The 17,266-nt window shown below is 65.3% G+C and carries 16 protein-coding genes; 6 read left to right on the top strand and 10 right to left on the bottom strand.

From position 1 onward, the window contains the following. Window positions 1-11: 11 nt before the first annotated feature. A complete protein-coding gene (locus tag ABT392_RS13345) occupies window positions 12-2,195 on the bottom strand; it encodes a TonB-dependent hemoglobin/transferrin/lactoferrin family receptor (protein WP_395385561.1) in 2,184 nt (727 codons plus the stop codon). A 75-nt stretch (window positions 2,196-2,270) separates the two neighbouring features. Further along, a complete protein-coding gene (gene hemP, locus ABT392_RS13340; RefSeq protein ID WP_464970792.1) occupies window positions 2,271-2,453 on the bottom strand; it encodes a hemin uptake protein HemP in 183 nt (60 codons plus the stop codon). Between the two features lie 167 nt (window positions 2,454-2,620). On the opposite strand from hemP, the gene bfr reads away from it, so the two are divergent. After that, window positions 2,621-3,103: a bacterioferritin gene (gene bfr, locus ABT392_RS13335; protein WP_334276324.1), complete on the top strand. Its 483-nt coding sequence runs from the start codon at window positions 2,621-2,623 to the stop codon at window positions 3,101-3,103. Between the two features lie 110 nt (window positions 3,104-3,213). Continuing rightward, window positions 3,214-3,450: a (2Fe-2S)-binding protein gene (locus ABT392_RS13330; protein WP_334276323.1), complete on the top strand. Its 237-nt coding sequence runs from the start codon at window positions 3,214-3,216 to the stop codon at window positions 3,448-3,450. 17 nt (window positions 3,451-3,467) lie between these two features. Here the strand turns inward: ABT392_RS13330 and ureG are convergent, their stop codons facing one another. The 7 genes from ureG to ABT392_RS13295 form a co-directional block, all read right to left on the bottom strand. Beyond that, entirely contained in the window at window positions 3,468-4,115 is a 648-nt protein-coding gene (ureG, locus tag ABT392_RS13325; RefSeq protein ID WP_334276322.1) for an urease accessory protein UreG, read from the bottom strand. A gap of 54 nt (window positions 4,116-4,169) precedes the next feature. Then, window positions 4,170-5,252 (bottom strand): hypothetical protein, encoded by a 1,083-nt coding sequence (locus tag ABT392_RS13320; RefSeq protein WP_395385563.1) that lies wholly within the window; start codon window positions 5,250-5,252, stop codon window positions 4,170-4,172. 125 nt (window positions 5,253-5,377) lie between these two features. Continuing rightward, window positions 5,378-6,091, bottom strand: a complete 714-nt coding sequence (locus ABT392_RS13315) for an outer membrane lipoprotein-sorting protein (protein ID WP_395385564.1) — start codon at window positions 6,089-6,091, stop codon at window positions 5,378-5,380. 10 nt (window positions 6,092-6,101) lie between these two features. Then, a complete protein-coding gene (locus ABT392_RS13310) occupies window positions 6,102-7,322 on the bottom strand; it encodes an FtsX-like permease family protein (RefSeq protein WP_334276319.1) in 1,221 nt (406 codons plus the stop codon). Further along, on the bottom strand, window positions 7,319-8,005 hold the full coding sequence (locus tag ABT392_RS13305) for an ABC transporter ATP-binding protein (RefSeq protein WP_395385565.1): 687 nt from the start codon (window positions 8,003-8,005) through the stop codon (window positions 7,319-7,321). Before ABT392_RS13305 ends, ABT392_RS13310 begins: the two co-directional genes overlap by 4 nt. After that, a complete protein-coding gene (locus tag ABT392_RS13300; protein ID WP_395385566.1) occupies window positions 8,002-8,538 on the bottom strand; it encodes a hypothetical protein in 537 nt (178 codons plus the stop codon). The genes ABT392_RS13305 and ABT392_RS13300 overlap by 4 nt, the downstream gene beginning before the upstream one ends. Before the next feature lie 257 nt (window positions 8,539-8,795). Next, on the bottom strand, window positions 8,796-9,173 hold the full coding sequence (locus ABT392_RS13295; protein WP_334276316.1) for a hypothetical protein: 378 nt from the start codon (window positions 9,171-9,173) through the stop codon (window positions 8,796-8,798). A gap of 144 nt (window positions 9,174-9,317) precedes the next feature. Here ABT392_RS13295 and ABT392_RS13290 point away from each other — a divergent pair, with 144 nt between their 5' ends. The 3 genes from ABT392_RS13290 (at window position 9,318) to ABT392_RS13280 (ending at window position 12,353) form a co-directional block, all read left to right on the top strand. After that, the gene (locus ABT392_RS13290; RefSeq protein ID WP_395385567.1) at window positions 9,318-10,166 is read left to right on the top strand and encodes a GNAT family N-acetyltransferase; all 849 of its coding nucleotides are present in this window, start codon (window positions 9,318-9,320) and stop codon (window positions 10,164-10,166) included. A gap of 286 nt (window positions 10,167-10,452) precedes the next feature. After that, window positions 10,453-11,775 carry an MFS transporter gene (locus ABT392_RS13285; protein ID WP_334276314.1) on the top strand — a complete coding sequence of 441 codons (1,323 nt, stop codon included), beginning with the start codon at window positions 10,453-10,455 and terminating at the stop codon, window positions 11,773-11,775. 5 nt (window positions 11,776-11,780) lie between these two features. Beyond that, entirely contained in the window at window positions 11,781-12,353 is a 573-nt protein-coding gene (locus ABT392_RS13280; protein ID WP_334276313.1) for a GNAT family N-acetyltransferase, read from the top strand. Here ABT392_RS13280 and ugpQ read toward each other — a convergent pair. Further along, the gene (gene ugpQ, locus ABT392_RS13275; RefSeq protein ID WP_395385568.1) at window positions 12,340-13,074 is read right to left on the bottom strand and encodes a glycerophosphodiester phosphodiesterase; all 735 of its coding nucleotides are present in this window, start codon (window positions 13,072-13,074) and stop codon (window positions 12,340-12,342) included. The genes ABT392_RS13280 and ugpQ overlap by 14 nt on opposite strands. A gap of 266 nt (window positions 13,075-13,340) precedes the next feature. On the opposite strand from ugpQ, the gene ABT392_RS13270 reads away from it, so the two are divergent. Beyond that, on the top strand, window positions 13,341-17,252 hold the full coding sequence (locus ABT392_RS13270; protein ID WP_334276311.1) for an FAD/FMN-binding oxidoreductase: 3,912 nt from the start codon (window positions 13,341-13,343) through the stop codon (window positions 17,250-17,252). Window positions 17,253-17,266 lie beyond the last annotated feature (14 nt).

Raw genomic sequence — 17,266 nt, 5'->3', positions numbered from 1 at the left:
CCTTTCCTTGATCAGAAGTCGGCGCGCAGCGACAGCTGCAGTTGACGGCCGGAGGCGGTATAGGCATCGAGCACGGTGCTGTTGGCGGCGATGCCGCGCACGTCAGACCAGCGCCAGTACTTTTTTTCGGTGGCATTGGTGATGAAGGCAGCGAGGCGCAAGCCCTTGCTGATGTTGTAGGTGGCGCCCAGGTCCAGCACGTCGTAGCTGGGGGGCAGGAAGTTGGTCGCGGCGCTGGTGCGCGAAGCCGGCTTGGCCGCGCTGTGCAGCCACGAAGCCTGCAGTTCCCAGTCGCCTGTTTCCCAGCGCGCGGCGAAGCTGGCGCGCGTTGGTTGCACGGTGTCCAGCGGCGTTTCGATGCCAGCACGCTCGCTGTGACCGCGGGCTTGCGAGATGGCGGTGCTGAACGACAGACCTGGCATCGCTTGCCACATCAGTCGCGCTTCAGCACCGCGGATGCGGGCCCTTGCGAGATTGACGTACTGGAACACCAAGGGGTTGGCGGTCGTGCCGGCGCCGCTCGCCACTTCCTGGCTGATGAAGTCGCGGTAGCGGTTGTCGAAGGCGCTCAACTGCCAGCGCAGCGTTTCAGTGACCTTGCCGCGCACGCCAGCTTCCAGGCTGTTCGCATGCTCAGGCTTCAGGTCGGGGTTTCCAATGCTGCGGTAGCCCTGGGCCGGATTGGCGAAGCCGTTGTTGACCTGGTCCGGCGTCGGTGCGCGGAAGCCTTGCGACCATTGCGCATAGGGTTGGAAACCCGGCGCCGCGCGCCAGATCAGGCCCAGGCGCGGCGTGACGGCCTGGTCTGACAGCGCCACCACGGTGCCGCCGGTGTAGCCGTCCGCCTTGGGCTTGAGCGAATAGTGCTCGAAGCGTAGGGCCGGGATCAGGCTGAAGTCCCCGGCCTCGATCTCGTCCTGCACGAAGGCGCCGGCCAGCGTGTAGTCGGTGTCGGGGAAGGGCTTGTTCGGGAACGCCTCGCCAGCCGGCGGCACCGTGCCGTCGCGCAGGCCTGCGATGCGGTTGCGGCTGACATCCAGGCCATAGCTCAGGCGCTGACCACTCAGCTGCGTCTGGCCGATGCTGGAAAGGCCGATCAGCTTTTCCTTGTAGGAGCCGTCACGGGTGCGGTCGGCCGACACGTGGCGATCTTCAAAGGCGTACTGGCGGGTTTCGCTGTCCTGCACATAGACCGTCGTCTTCAAGGACTGCAGCCATTCGGCATTCAGGTCCTCATAGTGATGCTCGAGCGAGAAGCGTTGGCGATCCAGCTTGTCATTCGCCCGCAGTGACACCACGGCGGTGGGCGTGGCAGCGCTGAACGTCGCGGCGCGGGCGCTGATCACATCGGTATCGATCTTTCGACGGCGCGCTTCCAGCGTGGCCATCAGGCGCTGCTGGGCGTCGATCTTCAGGTCCAGCTTGCCCATCACCGTTTCGCTCGTGATGTCGGTCGGGTTGGGTGCCGTGCGGCTGCTGTTCAGCGCTTCGTTCTCGCCCTGGTTCGTGGTCTCGTGGCCGCGCCGGACCGTGGCCATCAGGAGGCCCTCCCAAGCGCCGGAAGATGCAGCGAAGGCTGCAGTGGCCTTCTTCGAGTTGTCGGTGCTCAGTGCGCCCAGCGTGACGAAGCCGGCTTGCGTCTTGCCGTTGCCCAGCAGATCGGACGGCGACAGCGTGCGCAAGCTCAAGGCGCCGCCCAGGCCATCGCTGCCGAACTGGGCCGAGGCCGGGCCGCGCAGCACTTCGGCGCCGGCCAGCATGTCGGTGTCCATGTAGTCGGCGCGGCCGCTGGCGAAGGCGCCAAAGCTGAAGCTCTGCGGCATGCGGATGCCGTCGATCATCATCAGCACCTGGTTGCCTTCTAGGCCGCGGATGTTGATGCCTTCATTGCCGCCGCGCCCGGTCGACGCGCCCGTGGCGGTGAAGCGCGGCGCGACGGCGCGCACGGCGATGTCGACCTCGTTCTCGAGCAGGTCCTTCAGGTCGCGGGCTTGGCGTTGCTGCAGGCGCTTCTTGTCGTAGACCGTCACCGTGCTGGGTACGGCGTCGGTGCTGCGTTCAGTGCGGGTCGCGCTGACGGTCAGCTCGCCCAGGCGAGCGGCTTCAGCGGTCGGTGTGGCGGGAGCGGTTTGGCTCTGGGCGGAGCCTGAGAGGGCGACAAGCGCCAGCGCGACCGGAGTCTTGCGCGACAACATGGGCGAGTCCTTGTGAGGTGACTGGCACGGGCTGGCGCAGGCTGGCTGGTGCGGTGATGACAGTGAGGGTGGGAATTACTTGGTCAGGATCAGCTTGCCGAGGATGGTCAATCGCAGCCGGTAGACCTGGCCGGCGTGCTCGATCTCGACCTCGCGACGGCCGCGCAGCAGGGCCTCGCTGCTCAGCCGGGCGGCCGAGGCTGGCATGGGCGATGCCTGCTGCGTCAGTGGCGCTTGGACGGGGAGTTGAGTGGGCATGCAGCAACTATAAATGAGAATGATTCGCAAGCGCAATAAAATCGATGACTGACTGCTGCATGCCATTGCGAAGGCTTCGCAGTACGGCCGGAACAACATGGAAATATGGCCGTGCAATTCCCGGCCGAAGCACAATGGCCGGCAGTCAATTTCCTCAGGAGAACAAGATGCAAGGCGACGCGAAGGTGCTGGAGTTTCTGAACGCCCAGCTGAAGAACGAACTGACTGCGATCAACCAGTATTTCCTGCATGCCCGCATGCTGAAGAACTGGGGTCTGCTGCGCCTGGCCAAGCATGAGTACGAGGAGTCGATCGAGGAGATGAAGCACGCCGACAAGCTGATCGAGCGCATCCTCCAGATTGACGGGCTGCCCAATCTGCAAGACCTCGGCAAGCTCTACATCGGCGAAAGCGCGGTTGAAACGCTGGAATGCGATCTGCGCATCGAGGTGGGCTCGCTGGCCGTGCTGAAAGACGGCATCGCCCAGTGCGAGCTGGTGCGCGACTACGTCTCGCGCGAGATCCTCGCAGCCATCCTCAAGGACACCGAAGATCACATCGACCATCTGGAAACCCAGATCGGCCTGGTTGCCCAACTGGGCGAGCAGAACTGGCTGCAGAGCCAGGTCGGTGAAGGCGCGGGCAGCTGACGCCTGGTTCGCATGCCCTTGCCGCAATGTGCCTATCGCGAACGTGATTGAGAAGGGTTCGCATTTGCGTTATGCTGCGGGCATTCCATCGGAATTGCCCCGCAGCCGCCATGATTGTTTGCCTCTGCCGCCGAGTTTCTGACCGCGACATCCGCCATGCGGTGGCATCTGGCGTGCGCAATTTCGAATTGCTGCAGGACGAGACCTCCGTGGGCTCGGCTTGCGGTAGCTGCCTGGATTGCGCGCGCGAAGAGTTCGACGCCGCCATCAACCGCTGCCACGGCGCGGCGCACTGCATGAGCGAGCCCGCGCCCCAGCGCCGCGTGATCACGCTGCAAGCGGCCTGAGTGGCCGCTTTTTTTCGTCAGGCCTTCAGCAGGCCCTTGGTCTCGATGAAGTCGATCACCTGATCCAGCCCGGCGCCGGTCTTCAGGTTGCTCATCACGAACGGCCGGTTCGGCCGCATGCGTCGCGTGTCGGCCTCCATCACCTCCAGATTTGCCCCGACATAGGGCGCAAGATCGGTCTTGTTGATCACGAACAGGTCGCTCTTGGTGATGCCCGGCCCGCCCTTGCGAGGGATCTTCTCGCCGGCCGCCACGTCGATCACGTAGATCGTCAGGTCCGACAACTCGGGGCTGAAGGTCGCAGCCAGGTTGTCGCCACCGCTTTCGATGAAGACGATGTCGGCATTCGGGAACAGGCCCAGCATGCGGTCCACGGCCTCCAGATTGATCGAGGCATCTTCACGGATTGCGGTATGCGGGCAACCACCGGTCTCCACGCCCATGATGCGATCGGGCTCCAGCGCGCCGGCCACGGTCAGGAGGCGCTGATCTTCCTTGGTGTAGATGTCATTGGTGACGACGACGAGGTCGTAGCGCATGCGCAGTGCCTTGCACAGCACTTCCACCAGCGTCGTCTTGCCCGAGCCGACCGGCCCGCCCACGCCAATGCGCAGCGGCGGCAGCTTGCGGGTGCGGCCGGGGATCTGGTGCAGGGATGAGCTCATGTCGGGTCTCGCAGGCAAATGGTGAAGAAATGACCTCCGCAAGTATGGTGCCAGCTAGAACGAGTACGTGGCAGCCAGATAGCCGAGCCGGCGCGTTGGCAACTGCGCGATGACACTGTTCCTGTTGCCGCCGTAGATGCGCACGCCGCCATCGACGCGCCAGCGGTTGCCGGACCAGCCCAGTGAGGCGCTGCTGATGCGGCCGCCGTCGCCGGGCGTCCACAAGGTGTCAATGGCGGGATGCCAGCCTTCGTGGTCCCAGGCCAGGCGTGCGTAGAGGTTGCGACGGCGCAGGCTGCCGTTGTTGAAGGCCTGCGTCTGCCAAGCCAGGTTGCCCGCCACCACGGCTGACGGCGCGCGGCCGGTCAGAGAGAGCACAGCGGCGTTGCGCGCCTGCCAGCCGCGCCACTGTGAGTCGCTCAAGGCACTGCCATCCCACCAGGCTTCCATCATCACGCTGAGCTTGCTCTCGCCGGTCCAGCTGCCACCGAGCAGGACTTGCGCTGAGGCATCGCCGCGTTGCAGGCGCCAAGGGTTGCTGCCTGCAAGCGGGCTGGCAGATGAGCTCATGCGCCAGACATCGCTGTGCTGCATCGCGCGGGCCGAGCCATGCAGCTCGAGGCTGTCTCCAATCACTGAAGAGAAGGCTGCGCCGACGCTTGCCCTCGTGTGCTCGCCCCAGCGCGCGAAGCCATGCAAATCGGTCGAACCCTGGCGCTTGTACGCGCGCATTGCGAAGGCCTGCTCATCGCCCAGTCGCGCATCGCTGCCGGATTGCGGATTGACCCAGACGAAGCTCCAGGCCGTCTCGGCCGTGAAGTACTCGGCCTGCACCAGCGGCCGGCCGCGGCTCATGGCCGACAGCAGCGTGCGTCGCTCTTCGCGAGCCACCACGTCGTTCGGCCTGAAGCCAAAGCCCACATCCCAGGCCACAAGCTTGCGACCCGCGCTGAACTGCCACTCCCCCAGCTCGCCCGAGGCATAGAGCTCCTGCACGACGGCGCGCGAGCTTGCCGGTCCACCTGCGGGCCGCCTTTGTTGCAGATAGAGTGCGCCCGCCAGCGGCCCATGTTGGCCGCGCAACTCGGCCTCGATCATCGCGACCGGACGCGGAGTCGGCGCTATCCCTGGCTGCAATGCTTCCGCTGCTGCCAGTGGCCCCTGGTCTGAGCCTGTACGTTGCTGCCATTGCGGCCTCAGTTGCCCGGACATATCGGCCTGCGCCGCACCCGCAGCCAGCGCGAGAAGCAAGAGCGCTGCCCTCATTCGAGCACCGGGCTGCGCGCCAGGAACATCGGGTTGAACCAGCTCTGCGGCACCTGGCGCGGCTTGCGACTCTGGTAGCGCACATGCGTCAGCTTGCGGTTGCTCAGCGCATCCTGCAGCACCATCTCGGTGACCTGCGTCTTGTCCATGATGAAGCGTGCCTTCTTGGCCAGCTTATCGGATTGAACATAGAGCTCGGCATGCAAGGGCTCGTGCCGCGCCTTTCCCAGCCACAGCTCGATGCGCTGGTAGGTCACGCCACGGCGCTTGGCCTTCAACTGCAGATGCCAGCAAGCCAGCGCTTCGCAGCGCTCTTCGCCGATCAGCGCTCCCTCGTAGTCTTCGCTCCAGGATTGCGTGGCGATGTCGCCGGTCGAAGCATCTCCCAGCAGGCGCTGAGTCGGCGTGATGCGCATGGGCCGCTGGCTGCCCGGCATCAGCAGCCAGAAATCATCGCCCAGCATCAAGACTTTCTGGCCCTTCTCCGCGGGGCTCGTCATCAGCACCAGCGAGCGGCGCTCGGGCGCGGTCAGCACGGTGTAGCGGCGCTCCTTGTCGGGGCTGCCATCGGGGTTCGACACCTCGATCAGTGTGTCGATCTGCTGCTGGCCGCTGCCACGGAAGGCATCGGCGTTCTTCAGCATTGTGGCGACGTCGGCTGCCTGGGCCAGCGGGGCCGCCAGGGCGAGGGCAATCAATAGCGTTTTCATCGGGAGGATCTCAGGTATGGGCCAAGGCCGCGACGATGGGCAGGCGCACGGTCTTGCGGGCGACCCAGGCCGAGGCCAACAGTGCCAGCACCAGCATGGCGGCCAGCGTGAGGGCGTAGAGCTGCGGGTCGATGGCGATGTTGAGCGGATAGCCCTTGGAGTAGCCGGGTGGCGGCGGCATGTTCACCGGCACGACCATCAGGAAGAGGCTGAAGCCCAGTGACAGCAAGGCACCGAGTACCGCGCCACCGCCGCCGAGCAACATGCCTTCGAGCGCCAGCGTGCGCTGCAACTGGCCAGGCAGCGTGCCGAGTGCTCGCAGGGTGCCGATCTCGCGGGTTCGCTCGATGATGGCCATGGCCATCGCATTGCTGACAACGAAGATCACGATCACCGCAATGATCATCCCCAGTGCACCGAAGATGCGGTCATAAAGCTGCTTGACGCTGCGATAGAACATGGCCTGATCCAGCCAGGTGCGCACGGTCAACTCGGGCAGCAAGGCATGCATCCGCGCTTGTGCTGCATCGGTGGCTTCCATGCCTTTGAGGAACACGCCCAGAGAAGAAATGCGCTGGGTGTCCAGCAAGGCCTGGGCACTCTTCACGTCGATGTAGAGCGCGCGCTTGTCCATCTCGGCAATGCCGGTCGAGAACACGCCTTGCACTTGCACGTCGATGGCATTCATGGCGCCTGCCGTGGTGCTGGCCAGCAGCGTCAGCATGTCTCCGGGCTTGGCCTTGAGGCTGCGCGCCAGGCCTTCGCCCAGCATCACGGCCATGCCTTGGCCACTGGTCAATGCTGCGCCTTCCTTGATCGTGAGGAAGGGACCCTTGATCGCAAACTCGGCATCGGGGTCGATGCCGCTGCCCATCATCACGGTGGACTTGTCGCCATTGGAGATCAGGCCGCTGAACTCGACCCGCGGCAGCACCTGGCGCACGTCGGCGTCCAGCAGCATGCGCTGGCGCATGGACTCCCAGCCTTCCATGCCGTGTTGCAGAGGCTGGTCTTCATCCTTCGTGAATTGCTCGGCCTTGGCGATGACCAGGTGGCCGGTGCTGCGGGCCGCTGATTGAGCCAGGCTCTGATACGTGAAGATCGCGAAGCCGCCAGCCAGCAGCATGGCTGCGGTGCCCAGTGCTGCGATGGCCAAAGTGACGGCCGAGCGGCGGCCATTGCGCCGGGTATTGAGCCAGGCGAACTGCAGCCATTTCATGGCGGCGCTCATTGCAGGGACTCCTCGATGCGGCCGTCATGCAGGGCGATGATCCGGTCGCAGCGCGTGGTCAGGCGTTCGTCGTGCGTGGCGATCAGGAAGGCCGCGCCCTGGCGGCGGCTGAGCTCGCGCATCAGGCCGAGCACCTGCTCGGCGGTCTCCGAATCAAGGCTGGCCGTGGGTTCATCGGCGATCACCAGGCGCGGACGCTTGACCAGCGCGCGGGCAATGGCCACGCGCTGGCGCTGTCCGCCGGAGAGTGCATCCGGCTTGTGATGCGCATGCTCGCTCAACCCCACGGATGCCAGCGCAGCGGCGACTCGCTCCTTGCGCTCGGCAGCCGCCATGCCCGCGAGGAAGAGCGGGTAGTCGACGTTCTCGGCCGCCGTCATCACCGGCACCAGATTGAAGCCCTGGAAGACGAAGCCAATGGCATCGCGGCGCAGCAAGGTGGCCTCGCGATCACGGCGCAGGTCGACCGGCTCGCCGCCGAGCAGGATCTGGCCCTCATCCGGCCTGTCGATCAGCCCGCAGAGATTCAGGATGGTGCTCTTGCCGCTGCCTGAAGGTCCGGTCAATGCCAGCAGTTCGCCACTGGCTACGCTCAGGTCCACCCCGCGCAATGCGGGCACGCGATGGATACCCAGGCGATAGGTCTTGCGTACCTGGCGCAGCTCGACAACGGCGCTGCTCACTTGGCGTCCTTGGCCAGCTTGGCGGCGCGCTCACGCACTGCGTTCTGGAAGCCGGCCGGCGCCTGGGCGAACATCGGGCTGGCCTGCACGTCGGCCAACAGCTTGGCGCCGCGTGCCGCGCGGTTGAACATCGAGGGCAGAGACAGGAAGGTGTTGGCAGCGATGAAGCGGGTCTCCAGAGAGACGGCCGTGCCGCGATGCAGTTGCTGGTCATGCTGCGGCTGCAGCAGTTGCAAGGCCTTGTCGATCTGGGCCAGGCCGTCTTCAGCGTGGCTCATCTTCTTCCACGGCATCATCGCGGCGCGGGCACGCAAGGTGGTGGCGGCGCCGGTGTAGGCCATCAGGAGCGGGCTGCCCGGCTCGGCGGCCAGCAACTTGGTGAACTGTTCGACGCTGGCTTCGATGCCGGCGTCGTCGCGTTGTGCAATCTGGAATTGCTGGAAGGCCGCGTCGAACGGTGTTTCGGTGGCTGCGCTGGCGCTGCCGATCAGGGTGAGCAGTGAGAACAGCAAGGCGGGGAGCTTGGCTTTCATGTCGGATCTCCGAGGGATTGGTTGTCGATGCAGCCAGTCTCGGGATCCTGAAGAACACCTGCCACCCGCTTGCGATGTGCGATCCACGTGCGGCGCCAAGCGTTGCCAGCACGGCGCGAAATGCAGCTACCTGCTGTGCGCAAAAGAGAAAACTCCGCGAGCCTTGCGGCGTCGCGGAGTTGTCATGTCAGCTTCTTTGGGCGGCTGTCGCTGGACCGTGACGCCAGCCGCACCTCGAGCAAACCGATGTTGCCTGCTTACTTGGTCTGCGGCGCAGCAGCTGTGGTCATCGCTGCCTTGGCGTCGGCCTTCACTTCATGCTTGGCTGCGTTCTTGGCTGCCTTCGCATGCTTGGTTGCGACGGGCTTTTCCGCAGGTGCTGTGGCGACAGCCGGCGTGGCGGCGGGCGTTGCGGCTGTCGTCACAGCGGCGGTGGCCGCAGGCGCTTCCTTGGCAACCGGCGTGGCCGTTGCGGCGGTTGCCGGGGTGGTGGTGCTCGGAGTTGCTGCGGTGGTCGTGCCTGTTGCCGTTGCTGCAGGTGTGCTTGCAGTTGTGGGGTTAGCGGTTTGCGCCATCGCCAGGTGACCGGTGAAAGCCAGCAGGGCGGGGATCAGTGCGGTCTTCAGAGCATTCATCAGGATTTCTCCGTCGGTTGTGAAAGGGTACGTGCACAACGAGAGGTCCTGGGCAAGAGTTGACCCTGTGCGGATGGCGTTGCAATGCGTTACACGACACGCGGGCGCGGCGGCAGAATCGCGGCCACACACAAGGGAGCAGACATGAGCTTGCAGGACCGGCTCTCGCTGGGCTGGCGCACCGACCTGATCTTTGCGCGCTTCAGCGGGATCATCGAAGAGCGGGGCGACTGCATCGTCGTGCGCACTCCGGCCAATCCCTATTTCTATTGGGGCAACTTTCTACTGCTGCCGGCTCCGCCGCGCGACGATGGCCTGGCGCACTGGCTGCAGCGCTTCGATGAGGAGGTGGGCCGCCACACCCGCGAATCGGGCCATGTGGCGATCGGCTTCGATGCCAGCCGGCCGCATGAGCCGCTCCTGAGCTGGCAGCGGGCCGGCTTCGAGGTGTTCGACAGCGTGGCGCTGAAGCTGGAGCCCGACGGCCTTGTGCGCGGGCTGCGTGAGTTGCCGACCGGGCTCCACTTCGCGCCGTTGGACCTGCAGGACCCCGAGCAGCTCGACGCGGCTGTGAATCTGCAATGCGCTGCCAACGCAACCGACGCCAGCGGATTTCAGGCCCTGGGCTACCGCGAGCACCGCTTTCGCCAGATGCAGGGCTATGCGGCGATGGAGAAGGCGGGCCGCGGGCATTGGTTCGGGGTGTGGCGAGGCGGCGAGCTGGTGGCCGACTGCGGCCTGTTTCACGATGGCATGCTTGGCCGCTTCCAGCATGTCACCACACATCCGGCCTGGCGCCGACGCGGCTTGTGCACGGCCATGGTTGAAGCCGCCTGCCTTTTTGGCTTGGAGCAGCAGGAGCTTGAATTGCTGGTGATGTGTGCTTATCCAGCTGACGCTGCAATAGGCATTTATGAATCCCTTGGCTTCGAAGCCGACTGCCGCTACTGGGGCATGCAGCGCCGGCCCACCCGCGACCAGCGCGCAACCTGAGATGCCTTTTGTCACGGGGCGGCTTCGGCTGCTACCATCCCGGCACTCCGCGCTCTACAAGACCATGACCAAGCTGCTCGACCGCAACCGACGCCCGGCACCTGCTGCCGCCGGCTTGCGCTCGCTCGAGCATTGCGCTGCGACTCATGGCTGGCTGTTCGCGCCGCATTGAGCCGGCCCCAACAGCTACCGTTCTTTCGCACCCCTTTTCCTGGTAATTTGCGGCTTCGGCCCTGCGGTCGATCTCACGAGGGTCGCCGCCGGTCGTGCCACGGAGTGATTCATCATGCTGACCTGGCTTGAGCCCTGGTATGAGCGTTTGAAGCGGGCGGTCACCCTGCCGCCGACCGACCTGCTGCGCGACCGCGTCTATCGCCGCCTGTGGAGTTCCATCCTGATCAGCTCGCTGGGCGGGCAGATCACGATGCTCGCCTTGCCATTGACGGCGGCGGTGCTGCTGCAGGCCACGCCCACGCAAATGGGCCTGCTGACCTCGATGGAGATCGTGCCCTTCGTGCTGTTCTCGCTGCCGGGCGGCGTCTGGCTGGACCGGGTGCGCAAGCTGCCGGTCTATGTTGCGGGCGAGACGCTGCTGGCATTCACCGTGGCCACCGTGCCGCTGGCGGCCTGGATGGGCTGGCTGAGCATGGGCTGGCTGTATGCCGTGGGCTTCGTGCTGGGATGTGTCTACACGGTGGCGGGCAGCGCTGCGCAGATCGTCCTGACCCAGGTCGTCTCGCGCGACCGTTTGGTCGAAGCACATGCCAAGAACGCCCTGGCATCGTCAGGCGCTGAAGTCGCGGGGCCGGGCGTTGCCGGGCTCTTGATCAAGATGCTCGGTGCGCCGATGGCCTTGGCTGCCGATGCCTTGCTGGTGCTGGCTTCCGCCTTGATCCTGCGTGGCATCAGGGTCGAAGAGCAGGTGGCGGCCAAAGGCTCGGGCGCGGACTTCTGGCGCGACCTGAAGGCCGGCGTGAACTTCGTGCGGCGGCAGCGGCTGCTGGTGAGCCTGGCTTGCGCGGTGGGCGGTTGGCAGATGTTCCACAACGGCGCGCAAGTGGTGCAGATCCTCTTCGCCACGCGGGTGCTGGGTTTGACGGCGCAGCAAGTGGGCCTGTCGTACGTGGGCCTTGGCGCCGGCACCGTGTTGGCCAGCGTGCTTGGCCACCGGCTTTCGCGACGCATCGGCCCGGGCCCCAGCCTGGTGCTGGGCTTTGCGACCTGTGGCCTCGGCTGGTTGGCCCTGGCCGTGGCACCCGCCAATGCGCTGGGCATCGCGGCCTTCGCCTTCATGCTGTTCACCTTCGGCATCGGCGCCGTGCTGATCTTCATCAACTTCCTGTCGCTGCGCCAGGCGGTCACGCCGGCGCCGCTGCTGGGGCGAATGACGAGCACCATGCGCTGGCTGATCCTGATTCCCGCTGGGCCTGGGGCCTTGATCGGCGGCTGGTTGGGCGAGCATGTGGACTTGCGCGCGGCCCTGCTTTTCTCTGGCTTCGGTGCCTTGCTGCTCGCAGTGCTGGCCTGGCGCAACTCGACCATCCGCGGCGTGCGCGAATTGCCCAAACTCGGCAGCGCGCATGAACCTGAACTGCAGCCGAGCAAGTGATGTCGATGATCGACCCCGTTCTGATCGAAGTGCCCGAAAAGATCGAGACCGATCGCCTGGTGTTGCTGGCACCGCGCGCTGGCGTCGGGCCGGCCCTGAACGAGGCGGTCATCGAGACCCTGGAACAGCTGCAACCCTGGATGCCCTGGGCGCAGCAGGCGCCGACCATTGACGAAACCGAGGGCGTGGTGCGGCGTCAATTGGCGGCCTTCATCCTGCGCCAGGACCTGCCGTTCCAGATCTACAGCCGCGAGCCGCAAGGTCGGCGCCTGCTGGGCGCCACCGGCCTGCACCGCTTCGACTGGGCGGCCGGGCGCTTCGAGATCGGCTACTGGCTGCGTCGCAGCGCGCAGGGGCAGGGTTTCATCAGCGAGGCGGTCCATGGCCTGGCGGCGATGGCTTTCAGCAAGCTGCGCGCCAGGCGCCTGGAGATACGCTGCGATGAACGCAACGTGCGCAGCCGCGCGGTGGCTGAGCGCTGTGGCTTCAAGCTCGAGTCCATTGCGCAAGGCGATTCGACCAATGTGGCCGGCGAGCTTCGCAACAGCTGCCTGTATGTGAGCTTCAGACCGGGCTGAACTTGTCGACCGCGTCGGTGATGATGCCGTCCAGGCCATTGGCGATCAGCCACTTGGCGACCGATTCATCGTTCACCGTATAGACCAAGGCCTTCATGCCCAGGCCGTGGATGGCTTCGACCATCTGTCGGTCCATCAGCGCGTAATTGGTGATGACGGCGATGCATTGCAGGGACTTCGCCTCATCGCGCCAGCTGGCTCGAAGGCTGTCGAGCAACAGGCCGCGTGGCAATTCGGGGGCTGCGGCTTGCGCGGCTGCAACGGCCGCGGGCTTGAAAGAGCTCAGCAAGGGTGGCCGCGCGTCGCCAGCCCAGAGCGCGCGAACAGCCAGCGCAACAACGCGTCCGGTTTCTTCTTCCTGACCGGGGTTCGGCTTGAGTTCCAGGTTCAGCCCGTAGCCATTGCGGCGGCAGAAGGCCGCCACGGTCTCCAGGCAGGGTATCGGCTCGCCAGCGTGCGCGCGGCTGTGCCAGCTGCCGGCGTCGAGACGGCTCAGCTCATGCCAGCTCAAGGCCCCGGCCGGGCCGCGGCCCGAGGTGGTGCGGTTGAGCTTGTCGTCATGCAGGAGAAAGGGCTGGCCGTCGCTGCTCAGCTTCACATCGCACTCAAAGGCCCGGTAGCCGTGCGCGGCGCCCAGCCGAAATGCGGCCAGCGTGTTCTCCGGCGCCAGCTTGCCGGCACCCCGGTGGGCGATCCAGAAGGGAAGGGGCCAGGACTGCATGCGTCAACCTCGTATCAGCCTCGTGCTTGGATGCGCCACTCTATTGCATCAATGCCCCCGCTGGGGCGGCGGCCATGCTGCACTGCGGTAGGATCACGCTCCGACGACCGCTGGGCCTCTTGTATCCGCGAGAACGCCCGGCAGCGATCTGCGGCACCGGCGCATCGGACCGGCCAAGCGGACGCTCTGCCGGCGCCATGACCATGGCGCCGGGCTTGCCATCAGTGCGAGGGTCGGCGACCTTTTGTTGGACTGACCAGGCCGCCATGAATGCACCGCATCCGCTGATGCCCGCCGAGATCGCCACCGCTGCCAACGAAGCAGTGCTGGATGCCGCGCCCCGACTGCGCGAGATTCCCTACAACTACACCTCGTTCTCGGACCGCGAGATCGTCATCCGGCTGCTGGGTGAATCCGCCTGGGACACGCTGAACCAGCTGCGCGAAGAGCGCCGTACCGGCCGCTCCGCCCGCATGCTTTATGAAGTGCTGGGTGACATCTGGGTGGTGCAGCGCAACCCCTATCTGCAGGACGACCTGCTCGACAACCCCAAGCGCCGCCAGATGCTGATCGATGCCCTGGAGCACCGACTGCACGAGGTGGAGAAGCGTCGCAACCCGAGCGACGCCAAGCGTGACGCCGCCGTGGGCGAGCTCCTGGAAGCTGCACGCAAGGCCGTGGCCGAGTTCGGCGCGCTGTTCCGTCGCATTTACGACCTGCGCCGGCAAACGAACAAATTGCTCGGCAAGCGCACCGCCAAGGACAACATCAAGTTTGATGGCCTGTCGCGCGTTTCGCATGTGACCGACGCGACCGACTGGCGGGTCGAGTACCCGTTTGTCGTCCTGACGCCCGATACCGAAGCCGAGATGGCCGGCCTGGTGGCCGGCTGTATCGAGCTGGGCCTGACCATCATCCCGCGAGGAGGCGGCACCGGCTACACCGGCGGCGCCGTACCGCTGGTGTGGAACAGCGCGGTGATCAACACCGAGAAGCTCGAGGCGCTGCGAGGCGTCGAGATGCTGCAATTGCCAGGCGTCGACAAGCCGGTGGCAACGATCTTCAGCGAGGCCGGCGTGGTCACGCAGCGCGTGTCCGATCTCGCCGAGCAGCACGGCTTTGTGTTCGCCGTGGACCCGACGTCGGCCGAAGCCTCCTGCGTGGGCGGCAACGTCGCCATGAACGCTGGCGGAAAGAAGGCTGTGCTGTGGGGCACGGCGCTGGACAACCTCGCCAGCTGGCGCATGGTGACGCCCGAGGCCAAGTGGCTGGAGGTCGTCCGCCTCAACCACAACCTCGGCAAGATCCACGACGTGGCGACGGCCAGCTTCGAGCTGCGCTACTTCGACGCCTCAGGCAAGAAGCTGGAGCGCACCGAGCGCCTCGACATCCCGGGCCGCACCTTCCGCAAGGAGGGTCTCGGCAAGGACGTGACCGACAAGTTCCTGGCCGGCCTGCCCGGCATCCAGAAGGAAGGCTGCGATGGCCTGATCACCAGTGCGCGCTGGATCGTGCACCGCATGCCAAAGCATGTGCGCACGGTCTGCCTGGAGTTCTTCGGCAATCCCAAGGACTGCGTACCGTCCATCGTGGACATCAAGGACTTCATGTTCGCCGAGGCGAAGAACGAGGGTGGTGCCATCCTCGCCGGCCTCGAGCACCTGGACGACCGCTACCTGAAGGCCGTGGGCTATGCCACCAAGAGCAAGCGCGGCGGCCTGCCCAAGATGGTCTTGATCGGCGACATCGTCGGCGACGACGAAAACGCCGTGGCGCGTGCAACGTCTGAAGTCGTTCGCCTCGCCAATGGCCGCAGCGGCGAGGGCTTTGTGGCCGTCTCGGCCGACGCGCGCAAGAAGTTCTGGCTCGACCGCAAGCGCACTGCCGCCATCTCCAAGCACACCAATGCATTCAAGGTGAACGAGGACGTGGTGATTCCGCTGGAGCGCATGGGCGAGTACACGCTGGGCATCGAGCGCATCAATATCGAGCTCAGCCTGCGCAACAAGCTCGCGCTGGTTGATTCGCTGAAGGCCTTCTTCTCGCAGGGCAAGCTGCCGCTCGGCAAGAGCGACGACGCGAGCGAGATCCCGAGCGCCGAACTCCTGGAAGACCGCGTGCAGCAGGCGCTGGCCTTGCTCGACGAGATCAGCGGCCGCTGGGCGCGCTGGAAAGACGAGCTGGACGCACCGAGAGAAGAAGAGCGCAGCTACTTCGATCAGTTGCAGGACCACTCGCTGCGCGCTTCCTGGAAGGCGCAGATCCTGAAGCCCTTGCAGGAAATCTTTGCCGGCGGCGCCTTCGCTGCCATCATCGAAGAGTGCAAGCGCATCCACAAGGAAGTCTTGCGCGGCCGCGTCTGGGTGGCCTTGCACATGCATGCCGGCGACGGCAACGTGCACACCAACATCCCGGTCAACTCCGACAACTACGAGATGCTACAGACGGCGCACGAAGCCGTGGCACGCATCATGAAGCTGGCGCGCTCGCTGGACGGTGTGATCTCGGGCGAGCACGGCATCGGCATCACGAAGCTCGAATTTCTGAGCGATGAAGAGCTGGCGCCGTTTGCCGGCTACAAGGCCAAGGTCGACCCGGAGGGCCGCTTCAACAAGGGCAAGCTCTTGCGCCTGGGTGGGCCTGATTCGCTGACCACCTATGCCGATCTGACCAATGCCTACACCCCGAGCTTCGGGCTGATGGGGCATGAATCCCTGATCATGCAGCAGAGCGATATCGGCGCGATTGCCGACAGCGTCAAGGACTGCCTGCGCTGTGGCAAGTGCAAGCCGGTCTGCGCGACGCATGTGCCACGCGCCAACCTGCTTTATTCGCCGCGCAACAAGATTCTCGCCACCTCGCTGCTGGTCGAGGCCTTTCTGTACGAGGAGCAGACGCGCCGGGGCGTGTCGATCAAGCACTGGGAAGAATTCGAGGACGTGGCCGACCACTGCACGGTCTGCCACAAGTGCGCGAACCCCTGTCCGGTCAAGATCGACTTCGGCGACGTGACCATGAACATGCGCAACCTCCTGCGCAAGATGGGCCAGAAGAGCTTCCGCCCCGGCAATGCGGCGGCGATGTTCATGCTGAACGCCACGAGCCCGGAGACGATCAAGCTCGCACGCAGCGCCATGGTGGGCGTGGGCTTCAAGGCGCAGCGCCTGGCGCACGACGTCTTGAAGACCTTCGCGAAGAAGCAGACCGCCGCGCCGCGCGCGACGCTGGGCCCTGCTCCGATCAAGGAGCAGGTGATCCACTTCATCAACAAGAAGCTCCCCGGCGGACTGCCGAAGAAGACGGCGCGTGCGCTCCTGGACATCGAGGACAAGGACTACGTGCCCATCATCCGCAACCCGGCCGCCACCACGGCCGAGACGGAGGCTGTGTTCTATTTCCCGGGCTGCGGTTCGGAGCGATTGTTCTCGCAGGTGGGTCTGGCCACGCAGGCCATGCTCTGGCATGCGGGCGTGCAGACGGTCTTGCCGCCGGGCTATCTGTGCTGCGGCTACCCGCAGCGCGGCTCGGGTCAGTTCGACAAGGCCGAGAAGATGATCACCGACAACCGGGTGCTCTTCCACCGCGTGGCCAACACGCTCAACTACCTGGACATCAAGACCGTGGTGGTGAGCTGCGGCACCTGCTATGACCAACTGCAGGGCTACAAGTTCGAGGACATCTTCCCGGGCTGCCGCATCATCGACATCCACGAATACCTCTTGGAGAAGGGCATCAAGCTCAGCTCCAACCAGGCTTTCCTGTATCACGACCCCTGCCACAGCCCGATGAAGCTGCAGGACCCGATGAAGACCGTGAAGGCGCTCGTCGGGCCCGAGGTGGTGAAGAGCGAACGCTGCTGCGGCGAGAGCGGCACGCTGGGCGTGACCCGGCCCGACATCTCGACACAGGTCCGCTTCCGCAAGGAAGAAGAGCTGCGCAAGATGGAGACCGAATTGCGCGACAGCGGCAAGGTCGCGGCAGCCGAGAACCTGAAGATCCTGACCAGCTGCCCGAGCTGCCTGCAAGGCCTCTCTCGCTACGGCAACGACCTGCAGAATGGCCTCCTGGAAGCCGACTACATCGTGGTCGAGATGGCCAACCAGATCCTCGGCAAGGACTGGATGCCCGAGTACGTGGCCAAGGCGAATCAGGGCGGCATCGAGCGGGTGCTGGTCTAGGAGGCCGTTCGCAG

This window comes from Paucibacter sp. JuS9 (assembly GCF_044043925.2).
Taxonomy (GTDB): domain Bacteria; phylum Pseudomonadota; class Gammaproteobacteria; order Burkholderiales; family Burkholderiaceae_C; genus JAUASW01.
This window is presented reverse-complemented; position numbering and strand designations above follow the sequence as displayed.

Excerpts from the sequence above, each read along its gene's own strand:
- ABT392_RS13330 (WP_334276323.1), top strand. The coding sequence starts at position 3,214 with ATGATTGTTTGCCTCTGCCGCCGAGTTTCTGACCGCGACATCCGCCAT.
- bfr (WP_334276324.1), top strand. The coding sequence starts at position 2,621 with ATGCAAGGCGACGCGAAGGTGCTGGAGTTTCTGAACGCCCAGCTGAAG.
- ABT392_RS13280 (WP_334276313.1), top strand. The coding sequence starts at position 11,781 with ATGATCGACCCCGTTCTGATCGAAGTGCCCGAAAAGATCGAGACCGAT.
- hemP (WP_464970792.1), bottom strand. The coding sequence starts at position 2,453 with ATGCCCACTCAACTCCCCGTCCAAGCGCCACTGACGCAGCAGGCATCG.
- ABT392_RS13300 (WP_395385566.1), bottom strand. The coding sequence starts at position 8,538 with ATGAAAGCCAAGCTCCCCGCCTTGCTGTTCTCACTGCTCACCCTGATC.
- ABT392_RS13315 (WP_395385564.1), bottom strand. The coding sequence starts at position 6,091 with ATGAAAACGCTATTGATTGCCCTCGCCCTGGCGGCCCCGCTGGCCCAG.
- ABT392_RS13270 (WP_334276311.1), top strand. The coding sequence starts at position 13,341 with ATGAATGCACCGCATCCGCTGATGCCCGCCGAGATCGCCACCGCTGCC.
- ugpQ (WP_395385568.1), bottom strand. The coding sequence starts at position 13,074 with ATGCAGTCCTGGCCCCTTCCCTTCTGGATCGCCCACCGGGGTGCCGGC.
- ABT392_RS13285 (WP_334276314.1), top strand. The coding sequence starts at position 10,453 with ATGCTGACCTGGCTTGAGCCCTGGTATGAGCGTTTGAAGCGGGCGGTC.
- ABT392_RS13295 (WP_334276316.1), bottom strand. The coding sequence starts at position 9,173 with ATGAATGCTCTGAAGACCGCACTGATCCCCGCCCTGCTGGCTTTCACC.
- ABT392_RS13290 (WP_395385567.1), top strand. The coding sequence starts at position 9,318 with ATGAGCTTGCAGGACCGGCTCTCGCTGGGCTGGCGCACCGACCTGATC.
- ABT392_RS13310 (WP_334276319.1), bottom strand. The coding sequence starts at position 7,322 with ATGAGCGCCGCCATGAAATGGCTGCAGTTCGCCTGGCTCAATACCCGG.
- ureG (WP_334276322.1), bottom strand. The coding sequence starts at position 4,115 with ATGAGCTCATCCCTGCACCAGATCCCCGGCCGCACCCGCAAGCTGCCG.
- ABT392_RS13345 (WP_395385561.1), bottom strand. The coding sequence starts at position 2,195 with ATGTTGTCGCGCAAGACTCCGGTCGCGCTGGCGCTTGTCGCCCTCTCA.